The organism is Mesorhizobium sp. LEGMi-168a (assembly GCF_058312955.1).
In genome coordinates, this window is record NZ_JBZEGV010000014.1 from 50,395 (window position 1) to 65,476 (window position 15,082).

Here is a 15,082-nt window from a genome sequence, read left to right on the forward strand (position 1 = left end):
GTGATCCTGTTTCCGGCAATAGACCTCAAGGACGGCAAATGCGTGCGCCTGAAGCATGGCGACATGGCGACCGCCACGATCTACAACGATGACCCGGCGGCCCAGGCGAGAGCCTTCGAGGAGCAGGGCTTCGAGTGGCTGCACGTCGTCGACCTCAACGGCGCGTTCAAGGGCCAGAGCGTCAATTCCGCGGCGGTCGGCGCCATTCTCAAGGCGACGAAGAATCCGGTGCAGCTCGGCGGCGGCATCCGCAGGCTGGAGCAGATCGAAGACTGGCTGGACCGCGGCCTGGCGCGCGTCATCCTGGGCACGGTGGCGGTGCGCGAGCCCGAACTGGTGAAGGAAGCCTGCAGGACCTTTCCCGGCAAGATTGCGGTCGGCATCGACGCCAAGGGCGGCAAGGTCGCCGTCGAAGGCTGGGCGGAAGCCTCGGAACTCGGCGTCATCGAGCTGGCGAAGAAATTCGAGGGCGCGGGCGTCGCCGCCATCATCTACACCGACATCGACCGCGACGGCGTGCTCTCCGGCATCAACTGGGACGCCACCATCGACCTCGCCGACGCGGTGTCGATCCCGGTGATCGCCTCCGGCGGGCTCGCCTCGATCGCCGACATCGTGCGCATGACCATGCCCGATGCTAGGAGGCTCGAGGGCGCGATCTCCGGCCGCGCGCTCTATGACGGGCGCATCGACCCGGCGGAGGCACTGGCGATCCTGCGCGGCGAAGCGGCGGAGGCAAGAACGTGAACATCTCGATCATCCTGGCGTCCTATGACAGCGGCCACTATCACGGCGGCTGCGGCCAAGGCCCCGACGCGCTCATCGCCGGCGGGCTGGCCGAGGCGCTGAAGCTCGCCGGTCACGACGTTGACGTGCATGACATCGGCAAGGTGGTCGAGGACGAGCAGGAGCGCGAGATCGGCACTGGATTTGCCGTCTGCAACGCCGTTTCGGGCGAGGTTCGCATCGCGCTGGACAATGGGCGGTTCCCCATCGTTCTGGCCGGCAACTGCCTGACCAGCGCCGGCGCGGTAGCCGGCGAAGGCGCCGACGCCATCATCTGGGCCGACCAGCACGGCGACCTCAACACGCCCGACACCTCTACCTCCGGCTTTCTCGACGGCATGGCGCTGGCAACCATGCTTGGCCTGTGCTGGCGACCGATGGCAGCGCAGATCCCCGGCTTCAAGGCGATCGATCCATCCCACTGCGTTCTGGTCAACGCACGCGACCTCGACACAGCGGAGAAGGATCTGCTGGAAAAGCTGCCCATTATCCGGACCGAGTGCCCTGGATGGTCGACCGCGGCGCAAAGGCTTAAAGCCGATGGCGCAAGCCGTGTCCACATGCATATCGATCTCGACGTTCATGACCCCGAAGAGCTGCAGGCCAATCGCTACACCACGCCCGGCGGTCCGGCGCCCGAACAGGTGCGGGCGGCCATGTGCGGTCTTGCCGGCCCGCTGACCATCGCCGGGCTCACCATCTCCGCCTACGATCCGGCCTTCGACCCGAAGGGCGACGTGCCGCCGCTGGTCGGCCAGTTGGTGGTCGACCTGCTGTCGACCATGGAGGGGCGCTGATGCTGAAGGCCCGCGTCATTCCCTGCCTCGACGTCAAGAACGGCCGTGTCGTCAAGGGCGTCAATTTCGTCGACCTGGTCGATGCCGGCGATCCGGTCGAGGCCGCCAAGGCCTATGATGCGGCGGGCGCCGACGAGCTCTGCTTCCTCGACATCACCGCCTCGTCCGACAACCGCGAGACGATCTTCGACGTCGTCGCCCGCACGGCCGAACAATGCTTCATGCCGCTCACCGTCGGCGGCGGCGTGCGCCAGGTGGCCGACATCCGCAAGCTGCTTCTGGCCGGGGCCGACAAGGTGTCGATCAACACGGCGGCGGTGAAGAACCCGGATTTCGTCGCCGAGGCCGCCGACAAGTTCGGCAACCAGTGCATTGTCGTTGCCATCGACGCCAAGAAGGTGTCGGCGGCGGGCGAAGCCGACCGCTGGGAGATCTTCACCCATGGCGGACGCGAAAAGACCGGCATCGACGCGGTCGAATTCGCCAGGCGGATGGTCGATCGCGGCGCCGGCGAGATCCTGCTGACCTCGATGGACCGCGACGGCACCAAGGCCGGCTACGACATCGCGCTCACCCGCGCCATCGCCGACGCGGTGCGCGTGCCGGTCATCGCTTCGGGCGGCGTCGGCACGCTCGATCACCTGGTCGAGGGCATTCGCGACGGCCATGCGGGCGCCGTGCTTGCCGCCTCGATCTTCCATTTCGGCACCTACACCATCGCCGAGGCCAAGGCGCATATGGCCAGAGCCGGCCTGCCGATGCGGCTGGACTCGCCCGTCCATCGGGCTTAAAGCATGATCCCGAAAGTGGGAACCGGCTTCCGGAAAAGATCACGCTTAAACAAGCAGATAGATGACTGCCATGGCTCAATTTTCGCTCGCCGAGCTGGAAACGATCATCCATCAGCGCGCCCATTCCGGCGACCCGGAGTCATGGACGGCGAAACTCTTCGCCAAGGGCATGGACAAGGCGGCGCAGAAGCTCGGCGAGGAAGCGGTCGAGACCGTGATCGCCGCCGTTCGCGGCGACAGGCAGGCCCTCGTTTCGGAAAGCGCCGATCTTATATATCATTGGCTGGTCGTCCTCGGCATCGCCGGCATTCCTTTGGACGACGTGCTGAAGGAGCTCGAGGGCCGCACCGGCCGCTCGGGCGTCGCCGAAAAGGCGTCCCGGCCCCGGGGCTGATCGAAAGAGACGGATAGAGCATGATGTCGCCCGAAAACCGCTTCGCACTTTTCGGCATCATGCTCTAGGAGGGCAGGAGACTCGATGGACCAGCTTGCTCCGACCGAGAAATACTCCCCCTTTCGTTTCTTCTCCGCCGAGCAATGGTCGCAGTTCCGCGCCGACACGCCGCTGACGCTGACCGAGGACGAGATCGAGCGGCTGCGTTCGCTCAACGACCCGGTCGACCTCGAAGAGGTCAAGCGCATCTATTTGTCGCTTTCCCGCCTGCTTTCGGCGCATGTCGAGGCGAGCCAGCTTCTGTTTCGGCAGCGGCAGGCCTTCTTCAAGGCGCAGGATGTCGTCAAGACGCCCTTCATCATCGGCATCGCCGGCTCGGTCGCGGTCGGCAAATCGACCACGGCCCGCGTGCTCAAGGAATTGCTGGCGCGCTGGCCGTCGAGCCCCAAGGTCGATCTCATCACCACCGACGGCTTCCTTTTGCCCAACGAGATCCTGCGCCGCGACAGTCTGATGGAGCGCAAGGGCTTTCCCGAAAGCTATGACGTCGGCGCGCTGCTGCGATTCCTGTCCGGCATCAAGTCGGCGCAGCGCGACGTCCGCGCGCCGGTCTATTCGCACCTGACCTATGACGTCATTCCCGGCGAATTCGTCACCATCGACAGGCCGGACATTCTGATCTTCGAAGGCATAAACGTTTTGCAGCCGGGCAAATTGCCGAAGGACGGCAAGATCGTGCCGTTCCTGTCGGACTTCTTCGACTTCGCCATCTATATCGATGCCGACGAGAAGCTGATCCACCAGTGGTATATCCAGCGTTTCATGCGCCTGCGCGAGACCGCCTTCCGCAATCCGGACTCCTTCTTCCACCGCTATTCCCAGCTCTCGGAGGACGCCGCGCGCGCCATCGCCGAGGGTCTGTGGAGCAACATCAACCTGAAGAACCTGCGCGAGAATATCCTGCCGACCAGGGCGCGCGCCGACCTGATCCTGCGCAAGGGCGCCAACCACCTGGTCGAGGAAGTGGCGCTGCGGAAGCTTTGACCATCCTGCCGGGGCGTCGGTCGACCGGGGCAATTCCGCAAAATTGCGTGGCCCGTCCCGAGGCTCACGAAATCGCGAGGACCGCCTCGGGGCGGGCAGCGGGTTGCGTGTGCAGCGCCGGCGACCGGCGATCCGCCGGGACCAGCTTGCGGGCCACGACATAGATGAGCAGCGTCACGGAAGCGGCAACATAGCCGTCGATCGCATAGTGCCAGGCCAGATAGACCGAACTGGCCGCGACAAAGGCCACATAGAGGAACGCCAGCGCGCCGAGATAGCGGTTGTATTCGCGCAGGAACAGCGCGTTAAGCGTCACCAAAGCGACATGGACGCTGGGAAACGCCGAAATGCCCGAAGCAAAACCCGTCTGCCCGGCTTCATTCAGCGACCACAGGTAATTCTGATTGGAAACAGCGGAGTTGGGCGCTCCGAGCCCTTTGGCCAGGAAGGCGAGCTGTTCGCCAAACCGCGCGGTGTCTCCCGTCACGAGGCCGTAGAATGCCGGGCCAGCCGACAGGAACAGTGCTGCCAGCACGTTTCCGACCACAATCCAGACTGCCATGAAGCAGACCAGGTAGCGCGTCCGAATTGATGCCACCATGGGCGATGTCGCGACAAAGAACAGGGCGGTGAAATTGAGCAGGAACCACAGGGCGTTGTAGTTCCACTCCACCAGGACGCGTACCGTGTCATTTTTGGCCACTGCGTGGAGCCAGCGCCACGGATCAACGCCAAAATGCAGGAAGTTATCGATGTCGGCCTGCACGACATCGAACCGAAAACCGCCCTGCCAGACAGGCATGACGTTTTTTATCGACGTGAACGTGCCCTGGAAGATCATCAGCGCCACGAGAAGGCACAGTCCGGACAGGAAATATGCCAACCGGCTGTTGGAAAACGTCGCTTTCACGACAAGAGGCCGCCGGGAGTTGAAGCGGTACAAGATGAGGATCGCGTCAAAAATGACGACAAATATGGGGAATACCAGACAGTTGAGTTTTATCCAGTCCACAAAATATATCGAGTACGCGCTGCGGTCATCCGCGCCGACGGCATGAAGAAAAACCAGCCCGGCCAAGGTGTAGGCGGCAATTATGAGGTAAAGGCCCGAATCCCTGCGGACGAGCTGCGCCGCCGCGCCGACGATCGCCCAGGAGCGATTGAAAATTGATCGCGTTATAACCATTGCCCAAGCCCTGATACCGGAATGCACCAAGCGATTTCGCTCTGGCTGGAATCGCTTTTTCGGCCCCGCGTCCGTGCTTTCCCTGCGATTGCGGGCGAGCCGCGCGCCCCGCGGTTCCCCCGACACCGCTCGGTCTATGGGAGAAATCTGTAGATTCAGTTAGCTGCGGCGAAGCCGGCGCGGCCGGGCCAATCGGCCTAAAGCGCATCGCGATCTTTCAGATTCGCTCAGTGCGCTTTAGGTCTTTGATTTTACGCATGTCTTTGTCCCGAAACCGGGTCCACTTTCGGGAGAAATGCTTTAACGCCCCGCCTGCCGTCAGCCGGGCACCGTCACCCGCCGCAGCGTCAGATTGATACGGCCCCCGTTCTTCAGCAGCGCCGATGTCGCGGGGTAGATGCGGTCGACGCCGTGGAATGAGAGGCGCCCCTCGCCACCGAGCACGACGACATCGCCGCTCCTCAGCCTGAACGACTTGGTGGCGCCTTCGCGCGAGGTCTGGCCGACCCGGAACAGACAGTCGTCGCCCAGCGATACCGAGACGACAGGTGCTGCGAAATCCTGCTCGTCGCGGTCCTGGTGCAAGCCCATCTTGGCGTCCGCCGAATAGAAATTGACGAGGCAGGCCTCAGGCGGATGTGCATAGGCCGAGACCTCGCGCCACACTTTTAGCAAGGCTTCGGGGATCGCCGGCCACGGCTGACCCGTCACCGGGTGCGTTGGCTGGTAGCGATAGCCGCGCTCGCGGTCCGTCACCCAGCCGAGCGCGCCGCAATTGGTCATGCGCACGCTCATCTCCTTGCCGGTGCGCGGCATGGCCGGCACATAGAGCGGCGCCGCCTGCACGACGCGCCTGATCTCCTCGACCAGCGCTTCCTGCGCCGGGCGCGGCAGATAGCCCGGCATATGGCGAACGCCCTTGGGCAGAACGAGCATGGACCACGGTCTCTTCGATTGACGCCGGCACAGCATGCCATCGACGAAGGAAAACGGCGACCCGAAAGCCGCCGTTCCTGCAGTTTGAGGCGTGTTGAGATTCAGGTCAGGCCGAGCCGAGAACGGTGGTTTCCGAGAACCGGAGCGGAGCGTACTTGAAGTACGTGAGCACCGGCCTACGCCGGCCGTAGCCTTAATCTAGTCGCTACACGACTCGCGAGCGCTTCGGCCGGCGAAGGCCGGAAGCGCAGGAACCCACCGTTTGCAGGCCGGCATCACCTGAATATCAACATGCCTCAGGCGGGGTCGGGGATGCGCAAGACCTGGCCTGGATAGATCTTGTCGGGATGGGTCAGCATCGGCCGGTTCGCCTCGAAGATGACGGTGTTCTTGGCGCCCTGGCCTTTGCCGTAGCTTTTTTCGGCGATCTTCCAGAGATTGTCGCCTTTCTGGACGGTGTAGAAGGTCGGCTCCTTGGCCGGGCTTGCCGCCTTGCCGGCTTCAGGCGCGACCTGCAATTCGTCGGCCTGCACCTTGGAAACGCCAAGCGTGTTGCCGACGGCAATGACGGCTTTTTCGAAGATCGACTGATCCTCGACCGTGCCCTTGAGCACGGCCGTGTCGCCCTTGATCTCGACTTGCACACCGTCGGTGCCGAGCTTGTGGGAATCGAGCTCCTGCTTGAGCGTGTCGGCGCTGGGTGGAGCTTCCTCGCCGCCGAAGCCAAGCTTCTTGCCGACGCCTTTGACGAAATCGAACATGCCCATCTTTTGGTCTCCTCGTGTGGCGGGAGCCCGAGCTTGCCATCTGCAACCCAGAATTGGAAGCAGCTTCGTAACCGCAATCGGCGCGGTGCTTAACGCGTCGCGCAGAAACGGATTCAGGCGACGCGCTTTAAGTCTTTGTTTGATGCATGTCGTTCTCCCAAAACCGCTGCGCACTTTTGGGCGACATGCATTAATCGTTCTCTATCCGGCCGCGCAGCTTCTTCACCGTCGAGCGCCCCGCCTTGGTCTTGAGGCGGCGCTCGACGGCGCCCTTCGATGGCTTCGTCTTCTTGCGCGGCGGCGGCGGTGGCTCGGCCGCCTTGGCGACCAGCGCCGTCAGCCGCGCCCGCGCGTCGGCGCGGTTCTGCTCCTGGGTGCGGAATCGCCCGGCTTCGATGACGATGACGCCGTCCTTGGTGGCGCGCTGGCCGGCCAGCCTGATGGCGCGTTCCCGCACGCGATCGGACAATCCGGAAGCGTTCGCCGCGTCGAAGCGCAGCTGCACGGCCGTCGCCACCTTGTTGACGTTCTGGCCGCCCGGCCCGGAAGAGCGGATGAAATCCTCATGCAGGTCATCCGGATGGATGACGGCGTCATTGGCGATGATGATCCTGTCGTCGGCGCTCATGCGCGCAGTCATGACGCGGCGGCGGCAAAAAGAAAAGGCCCGGCAAAGCCGGGCCAGGTTTGTCAGAAGTCCAGAATCCGGCAGAAGCCGGGCCCGGTTTGTCGGAAGTCCAGGGCCCGGCAGAAGCCGGGCCCGGGAGGAACGATGCTTGAGACGGCGATTAACACACGTCGCTATTCGGCCGCCTCCTGCAGATGCGGCGCAGCGCCCAGGATGGCAGCGTCGACATGCTTTTCGAATTTCTCGAAATTGACCGCGAACATGCCAACCAGCTTCGCGGCCTGCCGGTCATAGGCCGCCTTGTCGGCCCAGGTCGAGCGCGGGTCGAGAATGGTGCCGTCGACGCCCGGAACCGCCACCGGCACCTCGAAGCCGAAATTGGCGTCGGTGCGGAATTCGGCGGCATTGAGCGAGCCGTCGAGCGCGGCACCCAGCAGGGCGCGCGTCACCTTGATCGGCATGCGGCGGCCGGTGCCGTAGGCGCCGCCGGTCCAGCCGGTGTTGACCAGCCAGCAATCGACGCCGTGGCCGGCGATCAGCTCGCGCAGCAGCTTGCCGTATTCGGACGGATGGCGCGGCATGAAGGGCGCGCCGAAGCAGGTCGAGAACGTCGCCTCGGGCTCCGTGACGCCCTTCTCGGTGCCGGCGACCTTGGCGGTGTAGCCGGAGAGGAAGTGATACATCGCCTGCGCCGGGCTCAGCCTGGCGATCGGCGGCATGACGCCGAAGGCATCGGCGGTCAGCATGATGATGTTCTTCGGATGGCCGGCGCGGCCGGTCCGCGAGGCATTGGGGATGTAATCCAGCGGATAGGCGCAGCGCGTGTTCTCGGTGAGGCTGCCGTCGTCGAAATCCGGCACGCGGCCGGCGTCGAGCACGACGTTCTCCAGCACCGTGCCGAAGCGCTGCGTGGTGGCGAAGATCTCCGGCTCCGCCTCGGCCGAGAGCCGGATGGTCTTGGCGTAGCAGCCGCCTTCGAAGTTGAAGACGCCTTGCGGACCCCAGCCGTGCTCGTCGTCGCCGATCAGCGTGCGCGACGGGTCGGCCGACAGCGTCGTCTTGCCGGTGCCGGACAGGCCGAAGAAGACGGCCGCGTCGCCGGCGGGCCCTTCATTGGCCGAGCAATGCATCGGCATCACGCCCTTTTCCGGCGACAGGTAGTTCAGCATGGTGAACACCGACTTCTTCATCTCGCCGGCATAGGACGTGCCGCCGATCAGCACGATCTTGCGTGTCAGATCGACCGCGATCACCGTCTCGGTGCGGGTGCCGTGGCGGGCCGGGTCGGCGCGGAAGGACGGCAGATCGATGATCGTCATCTCGGGCACGAAGCGCTCGAGCTCGGCCGCCTGCGGACGGATTAGGAGATTGCGGATGAACAGCGAATGCCAGGCGAATTCGGTGACGACCCGAACCGGCAACCGGAGCTCGGCGTCGGCGCCGCCGACGAGGTCCTGCACATAGAGGTCCTTGGCCGTCGCGTGAGCGCGGAAATCGGCATGGAGCGCCTCGAACTCGGTCGGCGAGATCGCCTTGTTGTTGTCCCACCAGACATGCGGGCCGGTGTTGTCGTCGCGCACGATGAACTTGTCCTTGGGCGAGCGGCCGGTGTGCTGGCCGGTCTCGGCAACCAGCGCGCCCTGCGCCGTCAATTTCGCCTCGCCGCGGCGGATCGCTTCCTCGTAGAGCTCGGCGGCGCCGAAATTGTAACGCACCGCGCCCGTGGTCTTCAGACCGATCACGTCAATGGCGCAGTCGGGGTTGCGTTTGCCGGCTTCCGACATCAAGTTTCCTCTCTGGATTTTGGCCGCATTCGACCGGTGGATTTCCGGAGCCCGCCAACGGGGCTGATCGGTTCAGAACCAGAAAAGGCGAATGATATCAAATCATTAATCGATTTAAAAAATTTGAAAGTTGTTTAAATCGTTTATATGTGCAAAAAATCACAGAGGTTGCCCAAAGGATTGGCAGGCTTCGTTCGTCCAATCCCGTTACGGGTGCGATCGTGTGTAGCGGCAGGCCGCCCGTGACTTCGGACTGGGCCTGTGCCACATTTTGTACCCAATTTGTCCTGCAAAAGCCCCTTCTCGACGACAGAAGGGACCGCTCATGAGGGAGCCGCTTGAAATGGCAACAATCGCGCTTGTCGATGACGACCGCAACATCCTGACTTCGGTGTCGATCGCGCTCGAATCCGAAGGCTACCGCGTCGAAACCTACACCGACGGCGCGTCGGCTCTCGAGGGCCTGGCGGCGCGTCCGCCGAACCTCGCCATCCTCGACATCAAGATGCCGCGCATGGACGGCATGGAGCTCCTGCGCCGGATGCGGCAGAAGTCCGACCTGCCGGTGATCTTCCTGACCTCTAAGGACGACGAGATCGACGAATTGTTCGGCCTCAAGATGGGCGCCGACGACTTCATCCGCAAACCGTTCTCGCAGCGCCTGCTGGTCGAGCGTGTCCGCGCGGTGCTGCGCCGCACCAGCGCCCGCGAGGCGGCCGCCAAGGCGCCGAGCCAGCAGGCGCGCTCGCTCGAACGCGGCCAGCTGGTGATGGACCAGGAACGCCACACCTGCACCTGGAAGGGCGAGCCGGTGACGCTGACGGTGACCGAGTTCCTGATCCTGCATTCGCTGGCGCAGCGCCCCGGCGTGGTAAAAAGCCGTGATGCGCTGATGGATTCGGCCTATGATGAGCAGGTCTATGTCGATGACCGCACCATTGACAGCCACATCAAGCGGCTGCGCAAGAAGTTCAAGGCCGTCGATGACGACTTCGAGATGATCGAAACCCTGTACGGAGTCGGATACCGGTTCCGCGAAGCATGAATAGGCGGTAGGCAGTAGGGAATAGTCGGTAGTCAGTTTTGAATGATGCGAGCGGCCACTCATGCATAGCCGCAGTCAGCCGACCATTTCTCTATTCTCTACCGCCTACTCACTACTCACTAACCAAGCAGGACCTGCTATTCGATGGCAGTCGAGATAGAGCGAGGCAGGCGGGCGGGCGTGACAAGGCGCCCGCCGCGGATCGTGCCCGCATTCGTGTCGAAGATCACCGTGCCGATGCGCCGGTTTCTCGGCCACCACATCTTCTCCAGCCTGACGCGGCGCATCCTGTTCCTCAACCTGGCCGGCCTCGCCGTGCTGGTCACCGGCATCCTTTATCTCAACACCTTCCGCGACGGGCTGATCGATGCCCGAGTCGAAAGCTTGATGACGCAAGGCGAGATCATCGCCGGCGCCATCGCGGCCTCGGCGACGGTCGAGACCGACTCGATCAGCATCGATCCGGAAAAGCTGCTCGAGCTGCAGGCCGGCGAAAGCCTGGGGCCGGGTTCCGACCAGCTCGACAACCTCGACTTCCCGATCAATCCCGAGCGCGTGGCGCCGGTGCTCAGACGCCTGATCTCGCCGACCCGCACGCGCGCCCGCATCTATGACCGCGACGCAAATCTTCTGCTCGATTCGCGCCATCTTTATTCGCGCGGCCAGATCCTGCGCTACGACCTGCCGCCCGTCGACGACGAGCAGCCGGACCTTTTGGAGCGCGTCGAGAAATTCGTCTTCGACTTCTTCCGCAACAAGGACCTGCCCGTCTATCACGAGCAGCCAGGCGGCAATGGCGCGGCCTTCCCCGAAGTGGTCAAGGCGCTGACCGGCGGCCCGTCGACCATCGTGCGGGTGAGCGAGCAGGGCGAGCAGATCGTCTCGGTGGCGGTGCCGATCCAGCGCTTCCGCGCGGTCCTCGGCGTGCTGATGCTGTCCACCGAAGGCGGCGACATCGACAAGATCGTGGCGGCCGAGCGCAAGGCGATCCTGCGCGTGTTCGGCATCGCGGCGCTCGTCACCGCCATCCTCTCGATGCTCCTGGCCTCCACCATCGCCAATCCGTTGCGGCGGCTTTCCGCCGCCGCCGTCCGGGTGCGGCGCGGCGTCAAGAGCCGCGAGGAAATCCCGGACTTCTCCGACCGTCAGGACGAGATCGGCAATTTGTCGATCGCGGTGCGCGACATGACCAACGCGCTCTATGCGCGCATCGAGGCTATCGAAAGCTTCGCCGCCGACGTGTCGCACGAGCTGAAGAACCCGCTGACCTCGCTGCGCAGCGCGGTGGAGACGCTGCCGCTGGCGAAGAACGAGAATTCACGCGGGCGTCTGATGGAGATCATCCAGCACGACGTGAAGCGCCTCGACCGATTGATCACCGATATTTCCGACGCCTCGCGTCTCGACGCCGAACTGGCGCGCGAGGACGCCGCGACCGTCGATCTGAAGAAATTCGTCACCGATCTCATCGCGGTCTCGCGCGAGACGACCCGCAACAAGAAGGCGGTGGAGATCGAGCTCAAGGTCGCCAAGCTGCCGCAGGGCGTCAAAGGCTACGTCGTCGTCGGCCATGACCTCAGGATCGGCCAGGTCATCACCAACCTGATCGAGAATGCCCGCTCCTTCGTTCCCGAGGAGCACGGCCACATCACCATCTCGCTCGCGCGGGCCGGCAAGTTCAACATCGTCACCGTTGACGACAATGGTCCGGGCATCAGGGCCGAAAAGATCGACCGCATTTTCGAGCGCTTCTATACCGACCGGCCGGCCGGCGAGGCGTTCGGCCAGAACTCCGGCCTGGGCCTGTCGATCAGCCGCCAGATCGTCGAGGCGCATGGCGGCACGCTGACGGCGGAAAACATCCCCGGCACCAAGCCCGGCGAGATCAAGGGCGCGCGCTTCGTGGTGACGCTGCCGGCCGAAGGCTGATTAAGACACGATCATGCCCGACCCTGCCGTGAAGCCTGAAAACATCCATGGAACCGCGGTCCTCATCGGCGAGCGCGGCGTCCTCATCACCGGGCCGTCCGGCGCCGGCAAGACGACGCTGGCGCTGACGCTCATCGACCATTGCCGGGTCCGCGGGCTGTTTTCGCGGTTGATCAGCGACGACAGACTGCTTGCCGCGGCGCATCACGGGCGGCTGGTCTGCCGGGCGCCGGCCGCCATCGCCGGCCTTGCCGAAGTGCCGGGCTTCATGCCGTGCCGGCTGCCGTTCGAGCCGGGCGGCGTCATCGACCTCCATATCCGGCTGGTGCCGAAGGCAGAAATGGCTCGTTTCCAGGAAGAGATCAGCGAGCCGGTCGCGGGCTGCGCGGTGCCGCGCATCGATCTTGCCGAGCGCAACGCCGCCACAGCCTTGCCGGCTGTGATGGCGCGGCTGTCGATCCTGCCTTTTTCATGATCCGGTCCGCGTTTTTTGTTGCAATGCGTCAAAATGGCCCAGGCCGTCGCAATTTTGGGCTTGTCAACCGGCCGTGCGTCGACAAGATAGCGCTCCCGCCGCCTGGAATGGTTGGCGAATATAAGATACGCCTGTAAAGCGGCGATGACGGGAGCCACCAAAGAATGATCGGACTCGTGCTTGTGACGCACGGTCAACTCGCCACCGAGTTCCGGCATGCCGTAGAACATGTGGTGGGGCCACAGGATAATTTCGAAACGGTCGCGATCGGCGCCGACGACGATATGGAGAGGCGCCGGGCCGACATTGTCGACGCGGTGGCGCGCGTCGATACCGGGGCCGGCGTCATCGTGCTCACCGACATGTTCGGCGGCACGCCTTCTAACCTCGCCATATCGGTGATGGAATCGGGCCGCACCGAGGTCATCGCCGGTATGAACCTGCCGATGCTGATTAAGCTGTCCTCGGTCCGCAAGGGCGACAACATGGCCACCGCGCTCGACGAGGCGCAGGCCGCGGGGCGCAAATACATCAACGTCGCCAGCCAGCTTCTGAGCAGCAAATGAACGACCGGGCGCCGGACAAGGACGAGGTGGTGCGGGAGCTCCCGATCGTCAACCAGCGCGGCCTGCATGCCCGTGCCTCGGCCAAATTCGTCCAGGTCGCCAGCGGCTTCGATGCCACCATCCATGTCGAGAAGGACGGCGTGAAGGTCGGCGGCACCTCGATCATGGGTCTCATGATGCTGGCGGCAAGCCCCGGTTATTCGATCCGCGTCACCGCCACCGGCCCGCAAGCAAGCCCGGCCATGGACGCGTTGGAGCAGCTGGTCGCCTCGCGTTTCGGTGAGGAAATTTAACCCCCACGAATTCCGATGCACATATCGTCGGAAGACATGCACGAATAAAGATTTCTTTATATCCCATTGTCGTTTGACGGCCGATCTGCTAGTCAGGCCGGCAATCCGCGCCCCTCCACGCGCCGTCCCGGCGCCGGCGCGCTTTTGAGACAATCACACCGGAGCACTGCCATGACGGGTAGCAAGGACTATGTGGTCGCCGACATTTCGCTTGCCGGCTGGGGCCGCAAGGAGATCGAGATCGCCGAAACCGAAATGCCGGGCCTGATGGCCTGCCGCGAGGAGTTCGGCGACAAGAAGCCGCTCAAGGGCGCGCGCATCACCGGCTCGCTGCACATGACGATCCAGACGGCGGTGCTGATCGAGACGCTGAAGGCGCTGGGCGCCGACATCCGCTGGGCCTCCTGCAACATCTTCTCGACCCAGGACCATGCCGCGGCGGCGATCGCCGAGGCCGGCATTCCGGTGTTCGCCATCAAGGGCGAGACGCTCGAGGACTATTGGAACTACACCGACAGGATCTTCCAGTGGGCCGACGGCGGCACCTCCAACATGATCCTCGACGATGGCGGCGACGCCACCATGTACATCCTGCTCGGCGCGCGCGCCGAGGCCGGTGAGGACGTGCTGTCCAATCCGGGCAGCGAGGAGGAAGAGATCCTGTTCGCCCAGATCAGGAAGCGCATGAAGGCTTCGCCGGGCTTCTTCACCAAGCAGAGGGAAGCGATCCGCGGCGTCACCGAGGAGACGACCACCGGCGTCAACCGTCTCTATCAGCTGCAGAAGAAGGGCCTGCTGCCCTTCCCGGCGATCAACGTCAACGATTCCGTCACCAAGTCGAAGTTCGACAACAAATACGGCTGCAAGGAATCGCTGGTCGACGGCATCCGCCGCGGCACCGATACCATGATGGCCGGCAAGGTCGCCGTGGTCTGCGGCTATGGCGACGTCGGCAAGGGTTCGTCGGCCTCGCTGCGCGGCGCCGGCGCCCGTGTCAAGGTGACCGAGGTCGACCCGATCTGCGCCCTGCAGGCGGCGATGGACGGCTATGAGGTCGTCACGCTGGAAGACGCGGCACCCACCGCGGACATCGTCATCACCACGACCGGCAACAAGGACGTCGTCACGCTCGACCATATGCGGGCGATGAAGGACATGGTGATCGTCGGTAACATCGGCCACTTCGACAATGAGATCCAGGTGGCGTCGTTGCGCAACCTGAAATGGACCAACGTCAAGCCGCAGGTCGACCTGATCACCTTCCCGGACGGCAAGCGGATGATCCTTCTGTCCGAAGGCCGGCTGCTCAACCTCGGCAACGCCACCGGCCATCCGAGCTTCGTCATGTCGGCCTCGTTCACCAACCAGGTGCTGGCGCAGATCGAGCTCTTCACCAAGCACGGCCAGTACCAGAACCAGGTCTATGTGCTGCCCAAGCACCTCGACGAGAAGGTGGCGCGGCTGCATCTCGACAAGCTTGGCGCCAAGCTCACCGAGCTGTCGGGTGAACAGGCCGCCTATATCGGCGTGACGCCGCAGGGTCCGTACAAGCCGGAACACTACCGCTATTAACCAAAGCGAAAATATCTACAATATATTGAAGCCGGGTGTTGACTTTCCACCCGGCTTCATTTTTTGCGCCCATGATTCTTCACGCCGAT

Annotated in this window: 16 protein-coding genes; 11 read left to right on the top strand and 5 right to left on the bottom strand. The window is 63.8% G+C overall.

Going from position 1 to position 15,082, the window contains the following annotated elements; translation table 11 throughout:
- The 5 genes from hisA (at position 1) to coaA (ending at position 3,812) form a co-directional block, all read left to right on the top strand.
- Positions 1–747: a 1-(5-phosphoribosyl)-5-[(5-phosphoribosylamino)methylideneamino]imidazole-4-carboxamide isomerase gene (gene hisA, locus AC4FWB_RS19030; protein WP_491027806.1), complete on the top strand. Its 747-nt coding sequence runs from the start codon at positions 1–3 to the stop codon at positions 745–747.
- Entirely contained in the window at positions 744–1,583 is an 840-nt protein-coding gene (locus AC4FWB_RS19035) for an arginase family protein (protein ID WP_491027807.1), read from the top strand. Before hisA ends, AC4FWB_RS19035 begins: the two co-directional genes overlap by 4 nt.
- The gene (gene hisF, locus AC4FWB_RS19040; RefSeq protein WP_491027893.1) at positions 1,580–2,374 is read left to right on the top strand and encodes an imidazole glycerol phosphate synthase subunit HisF; all 795 of its coding nucleotides are present in this window, start codon (positions 1,580–1,582) and stop codon (positions 2,372–2,374) included. The genes AC4FWB_RS19035 and hisF overlap by 4 nt, the downstream gene beginning before the upstream one ends.
- Before the next feature lie 70 nt (positions 2,375–2,444).
- Positions 2,445–2,768 (top strand): phosphoribosyl-ATP diphosphatase, encoded by a 324-nt coding sequence (locus AC4FWB_RS19045; RefSeq protein WP_491027808.1) that lies wholly within the window; start codon positions 2,445–2,447, stop codon positions 2,766–2,768.
- A gap of 84 nt (positions 2,769–2,852) precedes the next feature.
- Complete coding sequence (gene coaA, locus AC4FWB_RS19050) at positions 2,853–3,812, top strand: type I pantothenate kinase (protein ID WP_491027809.1); 960 nt, start codon at positions 2,853–2,855, stop codon at positions 3,810–3,812.
- A 64-nt stretch (positions 3,813–3,876) separates the two neighbouring features.
- Here coaA and AC4FWB_RS19055 read toward each other — a convergent pair whose 3' ends face one another.
- The 5 genes from AC4FWB_RS19055 to AC4FWB_RS19075 all read right to left on the bottom strand — a co-directional run bounded on the left by AC4FWB_RS19055 (position 3,877) and on the right by AC4FWB_RS19075 (position 9,113).
- Positions 3,877–4,998, bottom strand: a complete 1,122-nt coding sequence (locus AC4FWB_RS19055) for a phosphatase PAP2 family protein (RefSeq protein WP_491027810.1) — start codon at positions 4,996–4,998, stop codon at positions 3,877–3,879.
- A 318-nt stretch (positions 4,999–5,316) separates the two neighbouring features.
- Positions 5,317–5,934: an alpha-ketoglutarate-dependent dioxygenase AlkB family protein gene (locus AC4FWB_RS19060; RefSeq protein WP_491027811.1), complete on the bottom strand. Its 618-nt coding sequence runs from the start codon at positions 5,932–5,934 to the stop codon at positions 5,317–5,319.
- A gap of 296 nt (positions 5,935–6,230) precedes the next feature.
- Positions 6,231–6,701: a peptidoglycan-binding protein LysM gene (gene lysM / locus AC4FWB_RS19065; RefSeq protein ID WP_491027812.1), complete on the bottom strand. Its 471-nt coding sequence runs from the start codon at positions 6,699–6,701 to the stop codon at positions 6,231–6,233.
- Between the two features lie 190 nt (positions 6,702–6,891).
- Positions 6,892–7,329: an alternative ribosome rescue aminoacyl-tRNA hydrolase ArfB gene (arfB, locus tag AC4FWB_RS19070; RefSeq protein ID WP_491027813.1), complete on the bottom strand. Its 438-nt coding sequence runs from the start codon at positions 7,327–7,329 to the stop codon at positions 6,892–6,894.
- Positions 7,330–7,502: 173 nt separating this feature from the next.
- Positions 7,503–9,113: a phosphoenolpyruvate carboxykinase gene (locus AC4FWB_RS19075; RefSeq protein WP_491027814.1), complete on the bottom strand. Its 1,611-nt coding sequence runs from the start codon at positions 9,111–9,113 to the stop codon at positions 7,503–7,505.
- Between the two features lie 343 nt (positions 9,114–9,456).
- Between AC4FWB_RS19075 and AC4FWB_RS19080 the strand changes: the two genes are divergently transcribed.
- The 6 genes from AC4FWB_RS19080 (at position 9,457) to ahcY (ending at position 14,993) form a co-directional block, all read left to right on the top strand.
- Positions 9,457–10,158 (top strand): response regulator transcription factor, encoded by a 702-nt coding sequence (locus AC4FWB_RS19080; RefSeq protein WP_006201274.1) that lies wholly within the window; start codon positions 9,457–9,459, stop codon positions 10,156–10,158.
- 144 nt (positions 10,159–10,302) lie between these two features.
- Positions 10,303–12,087 carry a stimulus-sensing domain-containing protein gene (locus AC4FWB_RS19085; RefSeq protein ID WP_491027815.1) on the top strand — a complete coding sequence of 595 codons (1,785 nt, stop codon included), beginning with the start codon at positions 10,303–10,305 and terminating at the stop codon, positions 12,085–12,087.
- A 13-nt stretch (positions 12,088–12,100) separates the two neighbouring features.
- Complete coding sequence (locus tag AC4FWB_RS19090; protein WP_491027816.1) at positions 12,101–12,562, top strand: HPr kinase/phosphorylase; 462 nt, start codon at positions 12,101–12,103, stop codon at positions 12,560–12,562.
- 164 nt (positions 12,563–12,726) lie between these two features.
- A complete protein-coding gene (locus tag AC4FWB_RS19095; RefSeq protein WP_491027817.1) occupies positions 12,727–13,128 on the top strand; it encodes a PTS sugar transporter subunit IIA in 402 nt (133 codons plus the stop codon).
- On the top strand, positions 13,125–13,421 hold the full coding sequence (locus tag AC4FWB_RS19100; RefSeq protein ID WP_491027818.1) for an HPr family phosphocarrier protein: 297 nt from the start codon (positions 13,125–13,127) through the stop codon (positions 13,419–13,421). Before AC4FWB_RS19095 ends, AC4FWB_RS19100 begins: the two co-directional genes overlap by 4 nt.
- Before the next feature lie 171 nt (positions 13,422–13,592).
- On the top strand, positions 13,593–14,993 hold the full coding sequence (ahcY, locus tag AC4FWB_RS19105; RefSeq protein WP_491027819.1) for an adenosylhomocysteinase: 1,401 nt from the start codon (positions 13,593–13,595) through the stop codon (positions 14,991–14,993).
- The last annotated feature ends 89 nt before the right edge of the window (positions 14,994–15,082 follow it).

Excerpts from the sequence above, each read along its gene's own strand:
- AC4FWB_RS19045 (WP_491027808.1), top strand. The coding sequence starts at position 2,445 with ATGGCTCAATTTTCGCTCGCCGAGCTGGAAACGATCATCCATCAGCGC.
- AC4FWB_RS19080 (WP_006201274.1), top strand. The coding sequence starts at position 9,457 with ATGGCAACAATCGCGCTTGTCGATGACGACCGCAACATCCTGACTTCG.
- AC4FWB_RS19095 (WP_491027817.1), top strand. The coding sequence starts at position 12,727 with ATGATCGGACTCGTGCTTGTGACGCACGGTCAACTCGCCACCGAGTTC.
- AC4FWB_RS19100 (WP_491027818.1), top strand. The coding sequence starts at position 13,125 with ATGAACGACCGGGCGCCGGACAAGGACGAGGTGGTGCGGGAGCTCCCG.
- arfB (WP_491027813.1), bottom strand. The coding sequence starts at position 7,329 with ATGAGCGCCGACGACAGGATCATCATCGCCAATGACGCCGTCATCCAT.
- coaA (WP_491027809.1), top strand. The coding sequence starts at position 2,853 with ATGGACCAGCTTGCTCCGACCGAGAAATACTCCCCCTTTCGTTTCTTC.
- AC4FWB_RS19075 (WP_491027814.1), bottom strand. The coding sequence starts at position 9,113 with ATGTCGGAAGCCGGCAAACGCAACCCCGACTGCGCCATTGACGTGATC.
- AC4FWB_RS19090 (WP_491027816.1), top strand. The coding sequence starts at position 12,101 with ATGCCCGACCCTGCCGTGAAGCCTGAAAACATCCATGGAACCGCGGTC.
- ahcY (WP_491027819.1), top strand. The coding sequence starts at position 13,593 with ATGACGGGTAGCAAGGACTATGTGGTCGCCGACATTTCGCTTGCCGGC.
- lysM (WP_491027812.1), bottom strand. The coding sequence starts at position 6,701 with ATGGGCATGTTCGATTTCGTCAAAGGCGTCGGCAAGAAGCTTGGCTTC.
- AC4FWB_RS19055 (WP_491027810.1), bottom strand. The coding sequence starts at position 4,998 with ATGGTTATAACGCGATCAATTTTCAATCGCTCCTGGGCGATCGTCGGC.
- AC4FWB_RS19085 (WP_491027815.1), top strand. The coding sequence starts at position 10,303 with ATGGCAGTCGAGATAGAGCGAGGCAGGCGGGCGGGCGTGACAAGGCGC.
- AC4FWB_RS19060 (WP_491027811.1), bottom strand. The coding sequence starts at position 5,934 with ATGCTCGTTCTGCCCAAGGGCGTTCGCCATATGCCGGGCTATCTGCCG.